This is a genomic window from Paenibacillus xylanilyticus, assembly GCF_009664365.1.
Classification (GTDB): Bacteria; Bacillota; Bacilli; order Paenibacillales; family Paenibacillaceae; genus Paenibacillus; species Paenibacillus xylanilyticus_A.
In genome coordinates, this window is sequence record NZ_CP044310.1 from 2910963 (window position 1) to 2931776 (window position 20814).

General features: G+C 46.6%; 16 protein-coding genes. 13 read left to right on the top strand and 3 right to left on the bottom strand.

Translation table 11 applies throughout. The features are described from left to right. Positions 1–3: 3 nt before the first annotated feature. The 3 genes from F4V51_RS13095 (at position 4) to F4V51_RS13105 (ending at position 2252) form a co-directional block, all read left to right on the top strand. A complete protein-coding gene (locus F4V51_RS13095) occupies positions 4–1008 on the top strand; it encodes an ROK family protein (protein ID WP_153978294.1) in 1005 nt (334 codons plus the stop codon). A gap of 145 nt (positions 1009–1153) precedes the next feature. Continuing rightward, positions 1154–1447, top strand: coding sequence for a DUF3817 domain-containing protein (locus tag F4V51_RS13100; RefSeq protein WP_153978295.1), 294 nt, complete (start codon positions 1154–1156; stop codon positions 1445–1447). Positions 1448–1646: 199 nt separating this feature from the next. Then, entirely contained in the window at positions 1647–2252 is a 606-nt protein-coding gene (locus F4V51_RS13105) for a pentapeptide repeat-containing protein (protein ID WP_153978296.1), read from the top strand. Between the two features lie 133 nt (positions 2253–2385). Here F4V51_RS13105 and F4V51_RS29255 read toward each other — a convergent pair whose 3' ends face one another. After that, a complete protein-coding gene (locus F4V51_RS29255) occupies positions 2386–2517 on the bottom strand; it encodes a hypothetical protein (protein ID WP_260504145.1) in 132 nt (43 codons plus the stop codon). 201 nt (positions 2518–2718) lie between these two features. Between F4V51_RS29255 and F4V51_RS13110 the strand changes: the two genes are divergently transcribed. From F4V51_RS13110 to F4V51_RS13135, 6 genes are all read left to right on the top strand, one after another. Continuing rightward, positions 2719–3051 (top strand): thioredoxin family protein, encoded by a 333-nt coding sequence (locus F4V51_RS13110; RefSeq protein WP_153978297.1) that lies wholly within the window; start codon positions 2719–2721, stop codon positions 3049–3051. A 106-nt stretch (positions 3052–3157) separates the two neighbouring features. Further along, complete coding sequence (locus F4V51_RS13115) at positions 3158–4180, top strand: LacI family DNA-binding transcriptional regulator (RefSeq protein ID WP_153978298.1); 1023 nt, start codon at positions 3158–3160, stop codon at positions 4178–4180. A gap of 116 nt (positions 4181–4296) precedes the next feature. Continuing rightward, on the top strand, positions 4297–5292 hold the full coding sequence (locus tag F4V51_RS13120) for an ABC transporter permease (protein WP_236146754.1): 996 nt from the start codon (positions 4297–4299) through the stop codon (positions 5290–5292). Between the two features lie 15 nt (positions 5293–5307). Beyond that, positions 5308–6195 carry a carbohydrate ABC transporter permease gene (locus tag F4V51_RS13125; RefSeq protein WP_095287395.1) on the top strand — a complete coding sequence of 296 codons (888 nt, stop codon included), beginning with the start codon at positions 5308–5310 and terminating at the stop codon, positions 6193–6195. Between the two features lie 94 nt (positions 6196–6289). Continuing rightward, positions 6290–7924: a type 2 periplasmic-binding domain-containing protein gene (locus tag F4V51_RS13130; protein ID WP_416226536.1), complete on the top strand. Its 1635-nt coding sequence runs from the start codon at positions 6290–6292 to the stop codon at positions 7922–7924. A 21-nt stretch (positions 7925–7945) separates the two neighbouring features. Continuing rightward, positions 7946–9298, top strand: coding sequence for a glycoside hydrolase family 30 protein (locus tag F4V51_RS13135; RefSeq protein WP_153978300.1), 1353 nt, complete (start codon positions 7946–7948; stop codon positions 9296–9298). 62 nt (positions 9299–9360) lie between these two features. Here the strand turns inward: F4V51_RS13135 and F4V51_RS13140 are convergent, their stop codons facing one another. Then, positions 9361–9759: a hypothetical protein gene (locus F4V51_RS13140; RefSeq protein WP_153978301.1), complete on the bottom strand. Its 399-nt coding sequence runs from the start codon at positions 9757–9759 to the stop codon at positions 9361–9363. A 218-nt stretch (positions 9760–9977) separates the two neighbouring features. Here F4V51_RS13140 and F4V51_RS13145 point away from each other — a divergent pair, with 218 nt between their 5' ends. Then, a complete protein-coding gene (locus F4V51_RS13145; protein WP_162009930.1) occupies positions 9978–11069 on the top strand; it encodes a glycosyltransferase family protein in 1092 nt (363 codons plus the stop codon). Between the two features lie 28 nt (positions 11070–11097). Continuing rightward, on the top strand, positions 11098–12153 hold the full coding sequence (locus F4V51_RS13150; RefSeq protein ID WP_153978303.1) for a glycosyltransferase WbsX family protein: 1056 nt from the start codon (positions 11098–11100) through the stop codon (positions 12151–12153). Positions 12154–12239: 86 nt separating this feature from the next. Here the strand turns inward: F4V51_RS13150 and F4V51_RS13155 are convergent, their stop codons facing one another. Beyond that, entirely contained in the window at positions 12240–13073 is an 834-nt protein-coding gene (locus F4V51_RS13155; RefSeq protein WP_153978304.1) for an AraC family transcriptional regulator, read from the bottom strand. Positions 13074–13194: 121 nt separating this feature from the next. On the opposite strand from F4V51_RS13155, the gene F4V51_RS13160 reads away from it, so the two are divergent. Next, on the top strand, positions 13195–14652 hold the full coding sequence (locus tag F4V51_RS13160) for an alpha-L-fucosidase (RefSeq protein WP_153978305.1): 1458 nt from the start codon (positions 13195–13197) through the stop codon (positions 14650–14652). A gap of 664 nt (positions 14653–15316) precedes the next feature. Continuing rightward, positions 15317–20533, top strand: coding sequence for a S8 family peptidase (locus F4V51_RS13165; RefSeq protein ID WP_153978306.1), 5217 nt, complete (start codon positions 15317–15319; stop codon positions 20531–20533). Positions 20534–20814 lie beyond the last annotated feature (281 nt).

Genomic DNA, 20814 nt, shown 5'->3' on the forward strand with positions numbered 1-20814 from the left:
CTTATGAAAATAGCAAACGCTAATTTGATGAAAGAGATTAATATAAACAACGTACGCCAAGTCATGAAACAGGTGGAGACAGCAACCAAGCCGCAACTTGCGTCCTTGACCAAATTGAGTGTGGTTACGGTGAATTCACTGGTTAAGGAATTGTGCGAGCTTGGGGAACTGTACGAGGATGAGACAATTCCATCCAATGGGGGTAGACCGGCGCTTACTTATCGCTACAATTATGATTTCAGCCTTGCCTTGGTGATCTATATGAATGACAAGCAAGGACAGGATGTCATCACGGCAACCGTCATCAATTTGGAGGATACCATTCTGCTGAAAGAAGAACATACCTTGCCTGAATTTGACCAAACACAATTTCTCGGAATCATTGAACCTATCCTCGCTGAGCATCCTTCCATCAAAGGCATTGGAATCGGGATTCCCGGGCAAACGGTGAACGGAGAGATTACGGTAAGCAGTCATCAGCAGCTGAAGGGTGTTCGTATGGCTGAAGAGATTGAAGCAAGGTTTGGACTGCCAGTCATGGTGGAAAATGACGTGAATGCTGCCGTTAGCGGTTATTGTTCTCAGCAGGAACTGGATGAGGGAAATAGCGTCATTGGGATTTACTTCCCGACCCATTATCCTCCGGGCATGGGCATTTACCTTAATGGCAGAGTAGTTAAAGGCAAGAACGGCATGGCTGGGGAAATTAAATTTCTCCCCTTGGAGATCGACTGGTACAGTCCAATGGAGTCAAACGTATTTGCTGAAACGGTCTATCGAATCATTCATACCGTAAATGCAATTCTCGCACCGGACAGGGTTGTTGTTTATCAAAGTCAGGTAGAAGCAGAGGCGTTTATTCAGGGCTGGGAATCGTATCAAGCGGAGCAGCTCATGCCTGTTTTCCCGGAAGTCATTTTAAATGAATCATTTCAGGAGCATTTTGAAGCTGGCATGCGGTGGTTAACCTTAAAAGAGCTGGAGCCTAACATCATTCAGATTACGTGAATCGTTCATGATAATAAGAATCCACCCGCAGATTCAATAATTATTCAAATTTGAACCATTTTTGCTTCCAAGCCATGCGTTATACTGAATGTGGAGAACGTTACATAATTCACAAACGAGGATTGGAAAGGTGAGATGGAATCTGATGAAGACTGTGATCGGCCGATTCAAAATTGCAGGAATATGCGAAGGTGTTTCCTTGCTCTTGCTTGTTCTTATTGCCATGCCTTTGAAATATTTCGCGGATATATCTTCTCCGGTGGCCATTATGGGCATGATTCACGGGATACTGTTCCCACTGTATCTTATTGCACTGGTACATTTGGCTGTTGTAAACAGGTGGAAGGCGGCACGCTGGTTCATGGGTGTCGTGGCTGGTTTGCTGCCATTTGGAACCTTTGTTTTTGAGTCTTATTTGAAGAAGAGAAACTGGACTTAAACTTTAACACATGATGAAAAAGGGCGATCAGCCTACTGTAGAGCACAGTAGCAGAAGAGACGCCTTTTTTTGTTGTCTTGATCGTGACAAATTAAAACCCTTGACTTTTACGTTCACTTAGGCAGGTACTTGACAGGGGTATGGTATAGTATAAAAAGTTTGAGTTCATAGAATGTAGATGTAAGCAGGAGGTTTAATCGTGTACCAATATAAGGATCAGGAATATGAAGCAGTGCATTTTGACGGGCATGACTTGAGATACGGAGAACTGATGCGCTGTGTTTTCAAGCAGTGTACCTTTATGAATGCCTCCATGGAAGAGATCGAGACGAGCAATTGCCGGTTTATCGAATGCGATTTCAGAGGAGCGAGCATGAACGGGTCGTTTCATACGGAATCTGCTTTTGAGAACTGTACATTTAGCGGAGCTAACCTTTTTGTCTCCAAATTTACATCCTGTAAAATGACCGGCTCTGATTTCTCGGGAGCACAGATGGACGGCGTTACCCTTATCAAGGGGGACTGGTCCTATACGAATCTGAGACACACGAAGCTGGGCAAACAGGATCTGCGGGGCATTCGCTTCTACGAAACGGATTTTTCGGATACGGATCTCGGGAAGGCAGATCTCAGAGATTGTGACATGACCAGAGCAACACTGAGCAGGGCCAAGCTAATGGGAGCGGATCTGCGCGGAGCTAATCTGGAAGGCATTGATCTGAAATCCCTGGATGTCAAAGGGGCACGTATAGATACGGAACAGGCTGTATTGTTTATGCGTTCTTATGGCGCAAAGATAGATTGACAACAAATTAAAATGGACACAAATCCGTATGAATCTACAGGTTTGTGTCCATTTTCGTGCCATCATGAAGTCAACGTTATATGTAATCACTAAGAAGTTAGTTTTTGAATTGTGTTAAAAAGTTACGAATTGTTTATTTAACTGTACCCGTTTCACGATCTGACAGTAGACTGAATCCGTTGTCAACCGAAGCAGCGGAGGCGGAAGCAGCGAATGAAGCGAACAGACAGAGGGCAGCGAGGAATAACATGCTTTTTCTTTTCATAGATAAACCTCATTTCATATAAGATGGTTATTCTTATCCAGTGTAATCCATATTGTATGATTTTGGAAAGTGGAATATTAGATTCAGTTGAACGTCGCCTGTAATGAATAGATCATCCAATCCATTGTGCATTTTATAAGTGCATTTAATCATGGTACACTCATACTTGCTATAATATTTTGAATTGAGACGGAGGCACCAATGAAAGAAATATATGAGTTAACATCCATGGACATGATTGATTCGTTTATCCAACAGCATGACCTGACTTTTCTGTACGTCTCCAGGCAGGAATGCAGTGTGTGTCATGCCTTGCTGCCCAAGATCAGAGAACTGCTCCAGCCTTACCCGTCGATTGCTCTGGGACACATCGATGCGAATCAGGTGGAAGAGGTGGCATCGAAGTTCCTCATTTTCACCGTTCCGATGATGCTTGTTCTGATGGAGCAGAAAGAAGTGGTGCGGGCGGATCGGTTCGTTCGTCTGGATCGTTTGGCAGAGCAATTGCAGCAGATTTACAGCTCATACGTATAAAAAAAAGCAGAAAGCTGAAGCTTAAAAAATTTAATTGTTGTGCTGAAAGCGGTTTTATGCTAATTTAACAATATAAAAACGTTTTTATAGCAAAGGACTAATCATTATGGCTAAGATTACGATCAAAGATGTTGCAAGGGAAGCAGGCGTTTCCATATCCACCGTTTCCAATGCGCTGAATGGTGTGGACGTACTGAATCCGGAGACCAAGTCTCATGTGCTGAAGGTGGCTGAGCGGTTAAATTACATTCCCAATCTGAATGGCAAGTTGTTAAAATCCGGACAAACCAAAATGCTGGGCTTCTTCACGACCAGTGTATCAGGCCCGTATTTTTACAAACTGGTTGAGTCCATGTCCCGCGAGTGTGACCGTCTTGGTTATGGGCTTAATGTATTTGTCACCAAGGATAAGCAGGTCATCATGAGCAATATCATGGGGCGCCGTGTGGATGGTGTCATTATTTATGAAGAGCTGCGAATTGATGAGCAGGATATTCTGTCCATGCAAAAAGACAAGATCAAGGCCGTCTTCCTGGACCGTGTCTATCAGAGTGAAACGATGGGAAGTGTCATATTCGACTCGTATGTGGCAGCATATGAAGCAACGAAGTACCTGATTTCACTTGGGCACAAGAAGATTGCTTACATCTCCGGTGTGGATACGATGTTTGACAGCGTGCAGCGTAGAGACGGGTATCTGGCAGCTTTGCGTGAATATCAGCTTCCGGTGGATGATGACTATATCATTCAGGGTTATTTTGAGGAAGAGAGCACGTACAGTGCCGTTAAGTCCTTTTTGCACCTGCATCCAGGCAAGCGTCCCGATGCATTTCTCGCGGGGAATGACCTGAGTGCGGTTGGCTGCATTCATGCATTAAAATCCGAAGGGTATGAGGTTCCTCAAGATGTAAGCGTGGTGGGTTTTGACGATATTGATATCGCTCCATATTTTTCACCGCCGCTTACGACGGTAAGGAATCAGATTGCAAGGCAAGGAATATTGGCCATTAACCAATTGGTTGGCATGATCAAGAAGGAAGAGCAAGGTTCAGCTCAAAAATTATCGGGTGAACTCATCGTCAGAGGTTCAAGCCACGTAAAGATCGGCCGGAATGATATCGAAGCATAGTTGTGTAGGATCATTTCGGTCTTTTTTTAAATGAAGGAAGCAGAATAAGGGGGTTTTTATGCACAAAAATAAAAACGTTTTTATAAGTATGGAAAGTCAGAGGGGAGCTATGGAACGTGAGTAAATTAGCTGTTGAGAAGGCAGCCGGGAATACGCCAATTGGGCCAGGTCCTAAACACAGAAAGCCGCTAGGACAGCGGGTTAAAGAGTTCTTCATTGACTATCGCAGGCAGTGGGAAATTCAGTCGATGATTATACCGGGCATTATCTTTATGATCATTTTTTGTTACATTCCGATTTACGGTCTAACAATTGCTTTCAAGAATTACACGGTCATTGATACGCTCGCTACCGCTCCGTGGGTAGGTTTGGAGAATTTCAGAATTATCCTGTCGGACAAATATTTCTGGGATGCGGTTGTAAATACGCTCGGCATCAGTTTTCTCAAATTGGGGATCGGCTTCGTCATTCCCATTATTCTTGCAATCATGATCTACGAGCTGAACAGTGGACGGTTCAAGAAATTTGTGCAAACGGTTTCATACTTGCCGCACTTTTTGTCCTGGATCGTACTTGGCGGCATGCTCATCACCTGGTTCTCAACGACGGGACTGTTCAATCAGATCCTGCTCAGTCTGGGTTTGATTGAACAGCCGCAAAACATCCTGCTGGATGCCGGAAAGTACTGGTGGATTGCTACGTTATCGGATATATGGAAAGAGGCAGGCTGGGGGACCATCCTGTATCTGGCCATTATGTCGAAGATTGACCCCACGTACTATGAAGCTGCCAAAATAGATGGTGCAAGCAGGCTTAGACAAATCTGGAACATTACGCTTCCGAATATGAGATCCATCATTAGCTTGAATCTGATTCTAACGGTAAGCGGTCTACTTGGCTCCAACCTGGATCAGACACTGGTTCTGATGAACTCGCAAAACCGTGAAAAAGCAGAAGTCATCAACTCTTATGTATATCGTATGGGGATGTCTCAGGGTGACTTTTCATATGCGACAGCGGTTGGACTCGGTGTCTCGATTGTGTCCGTCATTTTGCTGGTTACCGCAAACAAGATCACGAGCAAGCTGAACGATAATCAATCTGTGCTGTAGAAGGAGGCGTAACGCGTGAATGGAAAGGTGGCAAAAGAAGATCTCGATAGCCGGATCTTTGATACGCTGAATATTATTTTGCTGGTCATATGTACCATTGTTATTGTGGTCCCGCTGTGGAATGTGGTTATCTCTTCCTTTAGTTCCGGCAGGGCGCTGGCGGAAGGCGGGTTCATCTTCTGGTCACCGGAGTTCTCGCTGGAGAACTACCGGGCTGTATTTAATGATTCAAGCATTTGGCAAGCCTTCTTTATCTCGGTTTCCAAAACGACGATTGGAGTGGTTACTCACGTATTTTTCTGTGCCATGGTGGGCTACGGCTTGAGCAAAAAATACATACGGGGCCGGAAGCTATATGTTGCCATGGGTGTAATCACGATGTTCTTCTCGGGCGGGATGATTCCAACGTATCTGTTGATCAAATCACTCGGCTTGCTCAACAGCTTCTGGGTGTATATCATTCCGGCGCTGTTCAGTTTCTATGATGTCGTCATTCTGATGAACTTCTTCCGGAACGTCCCGGATTCTCTGGAGGAGTCAGCCAAAATCGATGGTGCCGGAGACTGGCATATCTTCCTCAAAATCTTCATCCCGCTCTCCATGCCGGCAATGGCTACCATTGCGCTGTTCAATGGAGTGGGGCAATGGAATGATTTTATGACAACCAAGTTGTACATTACGGATCAGTCACTATATCCACTGCAGATGATGTTATATGAGATTATTGTGCAATCCCAGACGCAATCCATGCAAAATATCGGAGGCTCTGCAGTCATTGAAACCACGACCAAAGGTGTGCAGCTCGCCACGATCGTCATTACCACTTTGCCCATCGTGCTGATCTATCCCATTCTTCAGAGATATTTTATATCAGGAATGATGCTGGGAGCTGTCAAAGAGTAATGCCAACTCTGCCAACTCAAGTTGGATCTAAAAAGGTTTTTGAATGCCTGTGCAGGCATTTACCACATTCTGAGGAGGAATCTCGATGTTAAACATGAAGAATGCCATCGGTCAAACGGGTGTTAAACTGAGTGCTGCCCTGCTGACAGCAGTATTATTGGTTACAGGATGCGGAGGAGGAGCAGGTGGCTCCGGTGAGGGGAACTGGGTTTCCATTGAAGACCGATACACGGTTGATCCAGAGACGCCGGCATGGCAGCTGGACAAAAAAGAAGAGGTAACGGATCTAACCTGGTACGTTAACGCGGACTGGTGGAATACCGATTTTGGCAAAGACATCGTCACGAAGAAAATCAAAGAGGATCTGAACATTAACATCAAATTCATTACAGGGGATGACACGAAACTAAATACCTTTTTTGCCGGTGGGGAGATGCCGGACCTGCTGACCGTATTCGATTCGAACTCTCCTGTCGTGCAGAAGGCTGCAACCTGGGCGCTGCCGCTGAATGATCTGGCTGAGAAATATGATCCGTATTTCAACAAGGTGGCTGCGGCAGATACTCTTAACTGGTTCCAGCTGGCTGATGGCAAGACCTACGGATATCCGAACTATTCCAATACACAAGCTGATTATGATAGCGGTAACATTCCAGCCAAAACAGCATTTATCATCCGTAAGGATGTCTATGAGGCACTGGGAAGTCCAGTTATTGGAACACCAGAAGAATTCCAGAGCGTAATGAAGCAGATCAAAGAAAAGTTTCCAACGTTGATCCCATTCGGATTTAACGCCATCGGAGAAGGTACTGGTTCGCTGGGAGATACGCTGCAGGATTTCATCGGTGTACCTCTGGAGAACGAGAACGGCGAGTTTTATGATCGTAATCTGGATGAAGACTACCTCACTTGGTTGAAAACGCTGAACACCGTATACAGAGATGGCAATATCAGCGATGACAGTTTCGCAGATGACGGTACGGCCTTCGAGGAAAAAGTGAAATCGGGAAAATATGCAACGATGCTGCTGGACGGCACACCACAGCAAGGAGGCAATCTTCAAATTTATATGAGTGCTAACCCTGGCAAGGAGTATATCGCAATTGACGGTCCACAGAGTACCAAAGGCCATGCTCCAACGTTGAATCAATCCGGCATAACGGGCTGGATGATCAACTTTATTTCCAAGGACAGCAAGGATCCGGCCAAAGCCATTCAGATCTTCACATATCTGCTCAGTGAGGAGGGGCAGACGCTGATGAACTACGGTATCGAAGGTGAAACCTACGAGACCCAAGCGGACGGTACGGTTGAATTACTGCCAGCCGTGAAGGACCTGCAGCTCAACAATGCGGATAAGTTCAAAAAGGATTATCGCATGGGCGAATTCATGTTCTTCGGTCATGATCGTCACAAAGCGTTAAGCGCCGATGCTTTTCCTGAGTCGATTAAACAAATGCAGGAATGGGGCAAAGGCAAGCTGAAACCTCATTTTATTCTGGAGAATATCAATCCGGATCAAGGAACCCAGGAAGCACGTGCCTTGTCTGCCATCAATACCAAATGGAATTCGACACTGGTAAGCATGGTTCGAGCGAAGGATGATGCTGCATTTGATGGTGCACTTGCCGCTTACAAGGCATTCCTGGACGAAAATCGCTGGGATGAGATCGTGAAGGTCCGCAGTGAGAAGATGAAACAGAATAAGGAGAAATTAGGCATCCAATAAAAGAAAACCGGAGGGGATCAGATGAGCCAATTCAAGATCTATCGATCAACAGGAGAACATGAACTATTTAAGCCGGTATCAGAAGAACAATTGAACTTGCTTCAATCGGACCGGGAGCCAATTGAAGTCAAGCTGGATGATCGGCATACTTTTCAGGAGATGGATGGTTTCGGAGCTTCATTTACCGATTCGTCAGCGTATCTGATTCATCAGATATTGAGTGAAGAACAGAGAGAGAAGCTGATGATCAGGCTATTTCACCCGCAGGATGGCATCGGCTTGTCGGTCATTCGCAATCCAATGGGCGCTTCAGATTATGCCAGAACGGTATACAGTTATAATGATCTGCCTGAAGGGGAAACTGATCCGGATCTCGCTCGTTTCAGTATTGCCCATGATGAGGAGGATGTAATTCCCTTAACCCGGAAGGCGCTCGAATTAAACCCGGATCTGAAGCTCTTTCTTTCGCCCTGGAGTGCTCCGGGTTGGATGAAAACAAGCGGGTCCATGATTACGGGACAACTGAAGCACGAGTATTATCCGGTGTACGCCGAATATTTTGCCAAAACCATCAAAGCGTACGCGGAACATGGACTGCCTGTCCATGCAGTGACACCGCAGAATGAGGCATTGTATGAACCGGGCCATTATCCAGGCATGCTGATGCCTGCGGAAGCACAGGCCAATTTTATCAAAAATCATCTGAAACCTGCCTTTGTCAGCCAAGGCATTCAGACCAAGATTCTCTGTTATGATCACAACTGGGATGAACCGGGTTATCCACTTACCGTGCTTAAGCAGGCGGGAGAGGACGTTGACGGCGTTGCCTGGCACTGGTACGGGGGTGAAGCATCGGCACAAACAAAGGTGTATCAAGCGTATGCTGGAAAGGAAGTACATTTTACAGAAGGATCAGGAGGGGAATGGATTCCTCCGTTCAAACAAGCCTTCTCAAATGTCATGCGAACGGGAATTCAAATATTACGCAACTACAGCAAGTCTTTTGTACTTTGGAATATGGCGCTTGATGAAAACAATGGGCCGACAGTTCCGGGCTTCGGTCGCAGTACTTGCCGGGGAATCGTGCAGGTGAATCAGCAAACAGGTGAGCTTGTGTATACGCTGGATTATTATGCTTTGGCTCATTTTAGCGCAATCATTCGCCCGCAGGCCGTTCGCATTGAATCGAGTTCCAGTCAAGAATCCATATATAACGTTGCCTTCCGTAACAAGGATGGTTCAATTGCCGTAGTGCTCTTCAATGAGGGAGAAGTGTCCGAAAATATCCGATTGAACATACGCAATGATAAGCTTTTGAATCTGACAATGGAGCCACAAAGCGCCTGGTCTATCTTGATTCCCAATCCATCATAAGAACAGAGAAAAGCCGATATGCAGAGAGAAACCACTCTGCGTACCGGCTTTTTGCATAGCTTTTATAACATCTGAATAGCCAGATTCGGCGTTCCTCCACTATCATCGACGAATAATACATATTGATTCCCACTCGTTCCAGTCAAGACAAGGCCGGGTTGATTCAGGACGCCCGGATTATAATATAACAACTGCTGCAGAGCTGGTAAGACGGCGGGAAGGGTTGGCTGATTCAGAGCCATGATCTGGGTAGCTGCTTTTACACTGTCACCTGCCTCGATCACTCCACCGACACCAAGATTATTCGTAATGGATGCACTATCGTTAATCTGCAGGCTGTTCGCAATGGTCTGGCTTCCGTTGACCTGCAGGTCTACTCCGATCGTTTCATTGCCATTCACTTGCAGATCCTGATTGATGGTCTGGCTTCCCGTTACGAGAATGCTATTAAATGTTGGCAAACATATCAACTCCCATCTGGTCTTGATATATTCTATGAGGACAAGAACCGGATGGACACGGGGTTCTTGCACATTTATGAGGAGATTTCCCACTCACTCCTGGTTGAACACCTAAAAATACAACTCTAGAAACCTAGCCAGTCTTCCATGCATATTGTAGGCAGTGAGCGTCAATCCGCATGAGACGGGAGGGATCGGTCATCACTAAAAAGAGACGGATGCAAGTCAAATCTCAAAAAAACAAGCTCTCTGCAGAACTGCCCAACCGAGTGTTGATAAAACAGATGAATGCCACGTTGAATCGGAAACTGAAGTCAATTCAGCATCATCTGACCGCCCAACAGGCGGATCTGCAGCAGCATTTGATGCAAACGCTACAGGATGTCATTCATCCACCCAAGGAAGTTCCTCCGGATGTCGTCTACAAACAATTGAATGTTCTCTTCATTACGCCTTGTAATGATCGTGCATCCTCCTCCATTTCCATTCTTGTGGAACAGAGTTTGAGGCATCTGGTGAAAAGCATATACGAAATAAAGGCGATTCAGCCTGTTGGACCTTATTTGGAACGTTCCAAAACGGACTTGGTTCTCGTACTGGGCGGGGAAGATGGAGAGATTCTGCCAGAGGAGAGCATGGAAGCCTTAAGGACCTCACCGGTCAAAAAGGCCTTATGGTTAACCGACCTATCCGGTGTAAAGCATTCGGAATCATTCATTTCCATATTTGACTATGTGTTTACACAGAAAGCGGAGAACATTCCAACCTATGGACGCATGAGTAATGCACGATGTTATGAGGTCCCTTTTCCGCCCGATCCAAACGTATATTACCCGCAGTCCGTACTGACGCAAGATGAGTCAGATGTCTATATTATTGGAGATGCTCAGCCGGGCAGCAGCCTTGTCGATTTGGCGAATCATGCGTTGTTATCCGGCAAAGTGGTTCGAGTGGAGGGGAAAGGGTGGAAGCGATTCGAATCGTTTATCCCCGTGCATGCTCATGAGGATCGGGCTGCGTTATACAATGGCAGCAAAATGGTTATTCAGGACAACTCTCCGGTTAGAAGCGTGTTGGAGGTAGCTGCTTGCGGCACGTTCCAGCTGAATTCGATATCGATGAATAGGAATCTGGATACGGACGTGTTCCAAAGCTTTAACTCGCAGGAGGAGCTCATAGAGAAGTTTGACTTCTACTGGAACCGGGTGGATCAGCGAAGACTGGCGGCTTCCAGGGCGATGGCTTATGTCAAATACAATCATTCCTATCTTCAGAGCAGCCTGCAGCTTCTGGACCGAATCTTCCGATAAATCCGGCTGACGTATGGAGGAATCCCGATTGAAACTTATTGCGTTGTATTTACCTCAATTTCATCGTATTGCCGAGAATGACAGGTGGTGGGGAGAAGGTTTCACCGAATGGACCAATGTGAAAAAGTCAGTTCCCTTATACTCCGGGCATGTTCAGCCCAGGAAACCGTTACAAGAGTATTACTATGATCTGACCGACCCTGCAGTGCGCAAATGGCAGGCAGATACTGCAAGGAATCACGGAATATACGGATTTTGTTATTATCACTACTGGTTTAAGGGCAAGCGTCTGCTCGAAAAGCCGTTTGATGAGATTATACAAACCGGGGAACCTGATTTTCCGTTTTGCCTGTCGTGGGCAAATGAAACCTGGACACGTAAATGGGATGGTCAGGAATCGGACGTTCTCATTTCACAGGACTATGGAGATGAGAATGACTGGAAAGAACATTTCGAATATTTGGTGAGGGCATTTAAAGACAAACGGTATATCCGGGTAGACGGCAAGCCCATGTTCCTTATTTATCGGCCTGCCAGCATCCCCCGTTGTGAGGATATGATTCGGTACTGGCGCAAGCTCGCAGTGAAGCACGGGCTAGAGGGGATTCATTTTGTTGAAACGATAGGCGGTTTCCCGACTTACGACAGTCAGGTGTTTGATGCAAGCATGGAATTTGAGCCGCATTATACCTTTGCCCATGGTCACACAAACGAAATTTGGATCGAGCTGAATATCGGCAGTCACAAACATATTGTGGTGAACTACGACAAGGTATGGTCTGCCATTCTGGAAAGATCACCGCATCGAAACGGGGAGATCATCTACCCTGGTGCTTTTGTTAATTGGGATAATACACCCCGTCGGGGCATAGACGGGCAGAGTACCATCGGCTCGACTCCGGAGAAATTTGGGGTATATCTGTCAAGACAGCTGGAACGGAGCCGAAATGGGTACAAAAGTGAGTTCATGTTCGTTAACGCCTGGAACGAGTGGGCGGAAGGGGCATACCTTGAACCGGATGAAGAGTACGGATATGCCTATTTGAAAGAAATCAAGAAAATCATCCAGGCAAGGAATCATTGAAATTCATAACTAGCTGTTGTAACTCACGGGGTTCCTTAGTCAGGGGACTCCTTTTGATGTTCAGAAACAGAGATACATAACCAGTATTATGTTACCAATCGTGTCGTTTGTTTGCGGAATTCAGTCGGGGTTAACCCGGTATGTTTCTTGAACAGCCTTGAAAAATAATACAAATCCCGAAATCCGAGATGTTCAGCGATCATGGTAATGGTGTTCGGCGTACAGCTGAGCAGCTCCTTGGCTTTGTCCACTTTTTTACCCGTAATGTAGTGAATGAGGGGTATGCCAACCTGCTGCTTGAAGAAGCGAATGAAATAGTTGGGATGCATATATGCGATCTGGGCTAGATCCTGAACGGTAATATTTTCTTCAATATGCGCATCAATATAGGCGAGTATGGCAGACATTTTCTCCATGACGGGTATATTCAGATACGTGATCTGTTCCAGATCCAGATTCATCAGATAGTGGGATATCAGCTCCATCAGTTTGCTTTTGGCCATCAAGTGAGCATATACTTCACCGGATCTCGCATACAGAAGAATTTGATTGAAGATTTCATTGATCAATTCAGGGCGTTCTATGGTGCAAAAGTGAGGGAACTTCAAAATTTGAAATAAATTGATTCCCCCGACCTTGGCGCTGAAATGACACCAGTACTTCAGAAAAGGCTGATCGCTAATGACTGAATAGGATTGAGTAACCCCCTCAGGCATCAAAAATAGCTGTCCAGGTACAGGATAATACTCCTGATCCCCAATCTTTAACCATCCTTCTCCTTCGCTGATCCAATAGAATTTGCTGTAGTCGGGGGTGTAATCCAGATCACGCCAGTCGCTATCGCACCGATTATAGTTGACCATGTATAATTCCACCTGCAGGTTGGACAGGTAGTTCGTAAGCAGCGTCTGATGATTCATGAGTGTATCTCCTTACAAGGTTATTATTGTGCATCCAAAAGTTAGTGTTCTGCATGTCCATCCCTTCAACCTACCGCTACAATACAAGGGAACAGGATAACGAAAGGGATGAGAATAAACGATGGAGCATACCGAATTTTTGCAAAAGATTGAAGCCACCATTGCTGAAGGGCGATTCAAGGATGACTGGAAGTCACTCCGTGCGTATCAGGTCCCGGATTGGTACCGGAATGCCAAGTTCGGCATTTTCATTCACTGGGGATTGTATTCCATTCCGGCTTATGATAGTGAGTGGTACTCACGTAATATGTATATCCAGGGTTCCAAAGCCCATGAACATCATCTTGAAGTATATGGACACCCGAAGGATTTTGGATATAAGGATTTCATTCCCATGTTCCGTGCGGAAAAGTTCGATGCAGACGAATGGGCCACATTATTTAAAAAGGCTGGAGCAAGATATGTGATGCCTGTCGCTGAGCACCATGACGGATTTCAAATGTATAAAAGCTCCATTTCCCACTATAACACAGTTGAAATGGGACCCAAACGGGATCTTCTCGGGGAGATGAAGACCGCTTATGAGAAGCAGGATCTTACATTTTGCGTCTCCTCGCACCGGGCAGAGCACTGGTTCTTCATGTCCCACGGGAAGGAATTCGAATCGGATATCCAGGAACCCCTAAAACGCGGAGATTTCTACTGGCCTGCCATGCCTGAACCGGATCACCATGATCTGTATGGCTCGCCTCCTTCCAAGGAGTTTCTGGAAGACTGGCTGGTTCGCTGCTGTGAGCTGGTGGATCAATATCAGCCTCAAGTCTTTTATTTTGATTGGTGGATTCAGACTGCAGCCTTCAAGCCCTACCTGAAAAAATTCAGCGCATATTACTATAACAAAGGAGAAGAGTGGGGAATTCCTGTAGTCATTAACTACAAACATGATGCGTTTGTGCTGGGCTGTGCCGTTCCCGACGTGGAACGAGGGCAGTTTGCCGAACTCAAGCCCTACTACTGGCAAACCGATACGGCCGTCGCCAAAAACTCCTGGTGCTACACGGAAAATAACAACTACAAATCAGCGAATGAAATCATCAGGGATCTGGTCGACATTGTGAGCAAAAACGGCAATCTGCTTCTCAATGTTGGACCCAAAGCGGATGGCAGCATACCGGAGGAGGACCGGGATATTTTGTTAGCCATAGGGGAGTGGCTCGGCGTGAATGGAGAGGCCATCTATGATACTTCCTTCTGGCGTACTTACGGCGAAGGTCCTACAGAAGTGAAGGAAGGCCAATTCACAGACGGAGATACTAAGATGTTTACCAGTGAAGATATTCGTTTTACAGTAAAAGACAGCAGTCTCTACGCCACGGTTCTTGTCTATCCGGACAACGGAGAGGTTCGTATTCGATCCTTGAAAGAGAATTCACATCACTTCCAAGGGATAATCAAAAATATTGAGATTTTGGGATTTGATGAACGCCCGCAATGGGGAAGAACAGCAGATGCGCTGACGATCACAACAACTGATGTGAAGAGCGACTCGCCGGTTGTATTCAAGATTGAAATGGACTAAGCAAAGGATGGAGCCGGCAGCATTGTCGGTTCTTTTTGTTATTCCAATCGTTGTGTCGAGAGTGTGCTATGCATTTCAGCTGTCTCTTACACAGCAAGTCTTAGTCATAAAGGCATGATTTGAATCTATGATGGTACCAATGGTGCGCAATTGTGAAAAAACGATACCAAGTTAAGAGAGACAACAGACATATAAAAGCATTAAAAAGTCTTATTTTCTATATTTTTCTAGAAAAGTGCTTGTACATATCAAATGGTGGCGATATACTATTCCATAAAAATCCAGTTAAATTGCAATTTGGTTATTACATGTAATTTTAAAGAGATTCCCACATTACTCGCACAAATCGCAAATGAACGTTTCATTCACTCCCTGGCAAGCTTTCTGCTAACGCACGTGATTACCCTCCTATATGAATGCTTATCAACATTCACTCTCATGTTTGGGCCTATCATTCTTCCATTTCTAAACTTCCAAGACTTACAATCTGCTGCTACCGTTTCATATCGCCTGTGTAACCAGACCTTTAAAGGAGGTGAGGCTCTATGTAATGATTCGGGCGTCTATTGGTGTCCGCAAAAGGCCGTAATTCCATTTTGATTTAAATTGAGAAGGGCTTAAGCATCAGAATAATCCAAAAACCGGGTAAAAGGAGTGGAAAAGTTTGATTAAGAGTAATCGGTTACGCAAGCCCATCTCCATGGGCCTCTCGCTTCTCCTTGCATTTTCGATTGTACATCCGGTTTCAGCTGAAAACTCCACATCACAAAAAATCGACATGAAATCAAGCCAGGCCAAGGTTTCGACATCCAAAGTCAACGCGAAATTGACCAAACAGTTTGAGGATAGCGACTATGTCACCTATCTCGTGAAAATGAAGGAGCAGGTGGATACGTCAGCGGTCTCGAAACAGGCCATGGAAAAGGCGACGATCGAGAAACAGACGGCTTCAGCGACCAAGCTGTCCGTACGAAATTCGGTTGTCAGCACTCTCCGGGAAACGGCTTCGCGGACGCAGTACACGCTTGAAAGCTATCTCGAGAAAGAAATTGACAAAGGCAATGTTAAAGAATATAAAAGCTATTTTATCGTCAATTCACTCGCCGTAACGAGTACCAAGGAAGTCATGGAACAGATTGCTCTGCTGCCTGAAGTGGAGAAAGTTCTCCCTAACGAAACGCGTTACTTGCAAAAAGCTGAGGTGAGCAAAGAAAAGGCAAGTGCAGCTCCGTCTGCAGATCCTGCAAAAACACCGGTCAAGGAAGATGCAGCAACTTCCAAGGACTCGGCAGCTGCAACAAAGGATAATCTGGCAACAGAAAATGTCGAATGGAATATCGATTATATCAATGCACCCGCAGTTTGGGAGAGAGGGATCGATGGAACAGGCATCGTCGTTGCCAACTTGGATAGTGGGGTTGATTACAATCATCCAGCTCTTCGCAGCAAATGGAGAGGATTCGATGCATCTGGTAATATCGTTGATCCAGAGCTTAGCTGGTATGATCCACATAGTAACGCTTCCCTGCCTGCGGATGAAGACGGGCATGGTACACATACGATGGGTACGATGGTGGGTTCGGAGGAAGATGGAAGCAATCAGATCGGTGTGGCTCCAGGTGCCAAATGGATCGGTGTGCGGATATTCAATCCGGAAACCACTGATGCCATCATCCTGGACGGCGGGCAATGGCTGATCGCACCAGTGGATGCCGAAGGCAACCTGCATCCTGAGCTTGCCCCGGATGTTGTCAACAATTCCTGGGGTGGTGGCGCAGGACTGGATGAGTGGTTCCGGCCCATGGTACAAGCCTGGCGGGATGCACAGATTTTCCCTGAGTTTTCGGCTGGTAATGTGAGATTAACGAATCCGGGTGGCCCAGGCTCAGTTGCGAATCCAGCGAATTATCCGGAAAGCTTCGCCACAGGAGCAACAGATATTAACGGTAACCTGGCCTCATTCTCACTTCAGGGTCCATCTCCATATGATGAGATCAAGCCGGAAGTCTCGGCACCAGGAGTCAATATCCGATCTGCTGTTCCTGGCGGGGTGTACGAGGGAGGCTGGGATGGAACATCCATGGCGGGTCCCCATACGACAGCACTTGCTGCATTACTGCTCCAGGCCAATCATTCCCTGACTGTAGATCAACTGGAACAGATCATTATGGATACAGCAACACCGCGAACGGACAGTCAATTTCCAACTTCGCCCAACAACGGTTACGGGCATGGCATTATCAATGCCTTGGACGCTGTGGGTTCGGTGCTTGAAGGAATAGGAACCGTATCCGGACGAGTGGTAACGGCAGGAGATGATCTGGAAGAGCCGGTCCTCCAGCATACACCTGTGAATTCAGCTTTTACCGGACTCGATATTCCGCTGACGGCTCATGTAACGGACAATGTGGGAGTGGTTTCCGTAGATGCCTTTGCCAAAACGACGGGAACAAGCCAGTATGTCTATCTGCCGATGAATCGCATAGCGGGGGACAGCAAGGATGGTACCTATTCCACTTCCATTCCGGCATTTTTGATCGAGCCTGAAGGCGTGGAATATTATATTCGGGTTAACGATTACGGGAACAACGGATTCGACAGCCAGGTGTATAAAGTGGCTGTGTCCAATGGAGTCCAGCCTGGATATGTTCAGGATTTTGAAGAAGATCAGTTGGGCTTCACAACAGGAGGTACAGGAAGCACATGGGTTTGGGGTGCGCCAACCAGCGGACCTGGCAGTGCAGCCTCCGGCGAGAAGGTCATTGCGACCAATCTGGAAGGTACGTACGCAGCTAATAGCAACGCCTATCTGCTCGCTCCACCTATTGATCTAACGGAAAGTCCAGAAGGGGCATTACTCTCGTTCAAACACTGGTTTGATCTGGAGAGCAATATTGACTTCGGTAAGGTATACATCGCGACAGAAGACAGTGACTATGTATTTGAAGAACTATTAAGCTTTACGGGCACAAGCGGTGATTGGAAAACCCAGTATGTGGACCTGCATGAATATGCAGGACAACAGGTGTTCATCCAGTTTAATCTGACCAGTGACAACACTGTACAGAAGGCAGGCTGGTATATCGATGACTTCTCTGTACAAGCACCTGATGATATCGCCCCGGGTGCACCTGTAGAACTTAGCGCTACAGCTGACGTTTTGGGTAATGTGGCGTTATCCTGGAATGGACCTGACGATGAGGATCTGGAGTCTTATGTCGTGTATCGTTCGACAACTTCGGGTGACGAATACGAGGCGATCGGAAATACAAGAGCGACAACATTTACGGATACAGCTACAGTTACGGATACAACGTACTATTACACCGTTGCGGCTCTGGATTATAGCGGCAATGAGAGTGGAAAGTCGAATGAGGTATCCATCTCGGTTGAGGTGCCGGAAGACATTTACGTCGACCAGTTTGACGGTAGTGACGATAATGGCTGGACTCATTCGGGAACGAAGGATGAATGGGAACGCGGGGTTCCAGTCAATGGACCAGCAAGTGCCGTTTCTCCGCCAAATGTCTGGGCAACGGATCTGGACAGTACGTATGAGAATGGTTCAAACTATTCACTGGTTTCACCTGTTGTGGATTTGACGGATACCAATGATGCTACCCTGACATTCAACCACTGGTATGAAATTGAGGGCGGATATGATTTTGGCTATGTGGAAGCTTCATCTGATGGTGGAAGCACATGGTCAGAGCTGGGCAAGTTCTCACATAATTCGAATGGCAAGCAGTGGACACCGGTATTTTATGACCTGAGTTCGCTGACTGGAAACGAAGTTCAATTCCGATTCCGCCTGACCTCCGATAGCAGTGTGGTCAAGACCGGTTGGTATATTGATGATTTCCGCATCTTGAGCATTGCTCCAGAGACGGTTACACAGGATAGTTCGGTAGTGCTCAGCAGTGACAAGCCAAAACCGGAATATGACAATTCCTGGTATAAGGTTACACGAACCGATAAGGCAGAATTCAATCAATCCAAGCAGCAGCAGCCTGAGGCTGAGAAACCGGAAACAGGCTCCGTTAATCCACAAAGCCTGCCTGCAAGTGCAACGGTTACGGTCATTGAAACCGGGCGTTCGGTAAAAACAGATCCATCCACAGGGAAATACAGCTTCACTCATGTGGCGGGTGATTATACTTTGAAAGCGGAGGCTTATGGTTATTATCCGCGTACACAAGCAGTAACCATTACCGACGGTAGTGGTGCAAAAGCCAATTTCAATCTGGAAGCTATACCTCATGGTACGATTGAAGGTATCGTTACCGACGAGCGTACAGGCGAACCGGTGGCCGATGCTTCCGTTCTGGTACTGGAAGATGCCCAGGTAGGTGAGGTTCGTACCGGGTCGGACGGTAGTTTCGTACTGGATGTGCTGGAAGGAAGTTATACCGTCTCCGTCAGAGCTGCAGACTATTACAGCAAAACCGTTACTGTGACGGTACCAGGGAATGGTGCTGCGGATGCAAGTGTGGCATTGAAGCCGTTTATCGGTTTCCCTGGAGAAATCGCATATGATGACGGTACAGCGGAGAATGCAAGAGCCTTTGTAGCGGCAGATAATGCCTGGGCGGTCCGGATGACACCTGAGCAAGCAACCGCTCAAGTAACAGGCGCATCGTTCCGATTCTGGAACACAGAGTGGCCTGTGCCTGGTGGGACCGCATTCCAATATGCTGTCTATGATGCTTCCGGAGCGAATGGAGCACCGGGGCGTTTGCTGGCAGGACCGTTTGAGGGAACTGCACTGCGCAACGATCAGTGGACCAGCGTTGAATTCCCGGAACCGGTCATCACGAGTGGAGATTTCTATATTGTGTATATACAATCCGCTGCAGGAACAAGTGCACCGGGACTGGCTACCGACGAGAACGTAACCAATGCCGGACGAAGCTGGCAGCGCGTAAGCGGCGTATGGGACACAGCACCGGCAGAAGAAGGTAACTATATGATTCGGGCGGTGGTGAGATATCCGGTAAACGCACCCGTACTTACGGCACCAAGCAATACGTATTCCAATAAAACGACATTCACCGTATCAGGTACTTCTCCGGCGAATGGAGCTCAGATCAAAATCTACAATGGCAAAGATGTAGCGGGAACAACAACGGTAACCAACGGAACGTTCAAGTTTGACGCCAAACTTCGTTCAGGAGTCAATGCCTTTACTGCAGAGGCAATAATTGATGGTAAAGTAACGGATCGCTCACTTCCTGTTGTTATTATCCAGGATCTGACGCCTCCGCAATTGACTATTCTTACGCCTGAGGAAGGAAGTCGAACCAACGCTGAAGTGGTGCATGTTACAGGCAGCGCAGTGGATCAATTCCTCAACAAGGTTACCGTAAACGGCGAGACAGTCAAATTGGAGAAAGACCGAAGCTTCAGTCATCGTATTCTCGTCAATGAAGGCGAAAACACGATTACGGTCATTGCGACGGACGTCGCGGGCAATAAAACAACGGTAACCCGTAAAGTCTACGTGGAAACAACGCTGCCTGAGTTGACCAATATTGCACCTGCCGAAGATGTGCGAATTGCATCCGGAGAAACCGTAACAGTTTCCTTCGACAGTGCTCCAGGACTGCAGGCTTCATTCCGAATCCAGCTGCCGCTGAATCTGAATGCGGAAGGCGGATCGGAGATTCCACTGGTGGAGACAGAGCCCGGTCATTATACGGGAACATATACTACACCTTCCTCGTTAGTCCTTGAGGGTGGAGTCATTGTTATTCGCGTTCAGGATGCAGCGGGCAACAAAATCGAGACCGAAGCACCAGGTCGGTTATACGTAACTGCCGGGGAAGAGAACACCCCTGAACCGGAACCGGAAGTAACTGCCGAAGAGAATTTGCTTCCTTAAATCGAGAATGTCCATGAAATAGAATCCATTCAATGAAGCAAGACCAGGGCCATGCGTTAGCATGAGCCCTGGTTCTTTTTTTTGCATTTTCATGATTAGCCATTCAACCTCAATGGAAAGCCTTTTAACCGCAAAATCATGGAGAAGACAGCTTCTTGGTTTGTTGAACTCAGAACGTCGACTCTGAATGGGATGTCGTAATTTTATATATTTGTTGTCGTCTGATTCTATTAAAATTAAATGAAGTCTGTGATAACTTATATTTAAATGTCAGGATATTA

Bases quoted from the DNA above. Each gene is read 5' to 3' on its own strand.
- F4V51_RS13160 (WP_153978305.1), top strand. From the start codon at position 13,195: ATGGAGCATACCGAATTTTTGCAAAAGATTGAAGCCACCATTGCTGAA.
- F4V51_RS29255 (WP_260504145.1), bottom strand. From the start codon at position 2,517: ATGAAAAGAAAAAGCATGTTATTCCTCGCTGCCCTCTGTCTGTTCGCT.
- F4V51_RS13135 (WP_153978300.1), top strand. From the start codon at position 7,946: ATGAGCCAATTCAAGATCTATCGATCAACAGGAGAACATGAACTATTT.
- F4V51_RS13095 (WP_153978294.1), top strand. From the start codon at position 4: ATGAAAATAGCAAACGCTAATTTGATGAAAGAGATTAATATAAACAAC.
- F4V51_RS13100 (WP_153978295.1), top strand. From the start codon at position 1,154: ATGAAGACTGTGATCGGCCGATTCAAAATTGCAGGAATATGCGAAGGT.
- F4V51_RS13155 (WP_153978304.1), bottom strand. From the start codon at position 13,073: ATGAATCATCAGACGCTGCTTACGAACTACCTGTCCAACCTGCAGGTG.
- F4V51_RS13145 (WP_162009930.1), top strand. From the start codon at position 9,978: ATGCAAGTCAAATCTCAAAAAAACAAGCTCTCTGCAGAACTGCCCAAC.
- F4V51_RS13115 (WP_153978298.1), top strand. From the start codon at position 3,158: ATGGCTAAGATTACGATCAAAGATGTTGCAAGGGAAGCAGGCGTTTCC.
- F4V51_RS13110 (WP_153978297.1), top strand. From the start codon at position 2,719: ATGAAAGAAATATATGAGTTAACATCCATGGACATGATTGATTCGTTT.
- F4V51_RS13130 (WP_416226536.1), top strand. From the start codon at position 6,290: ATGAAGAATGCCATCGGTCAAACGGGTGTTAAACTGAGTGCTGCCCTG.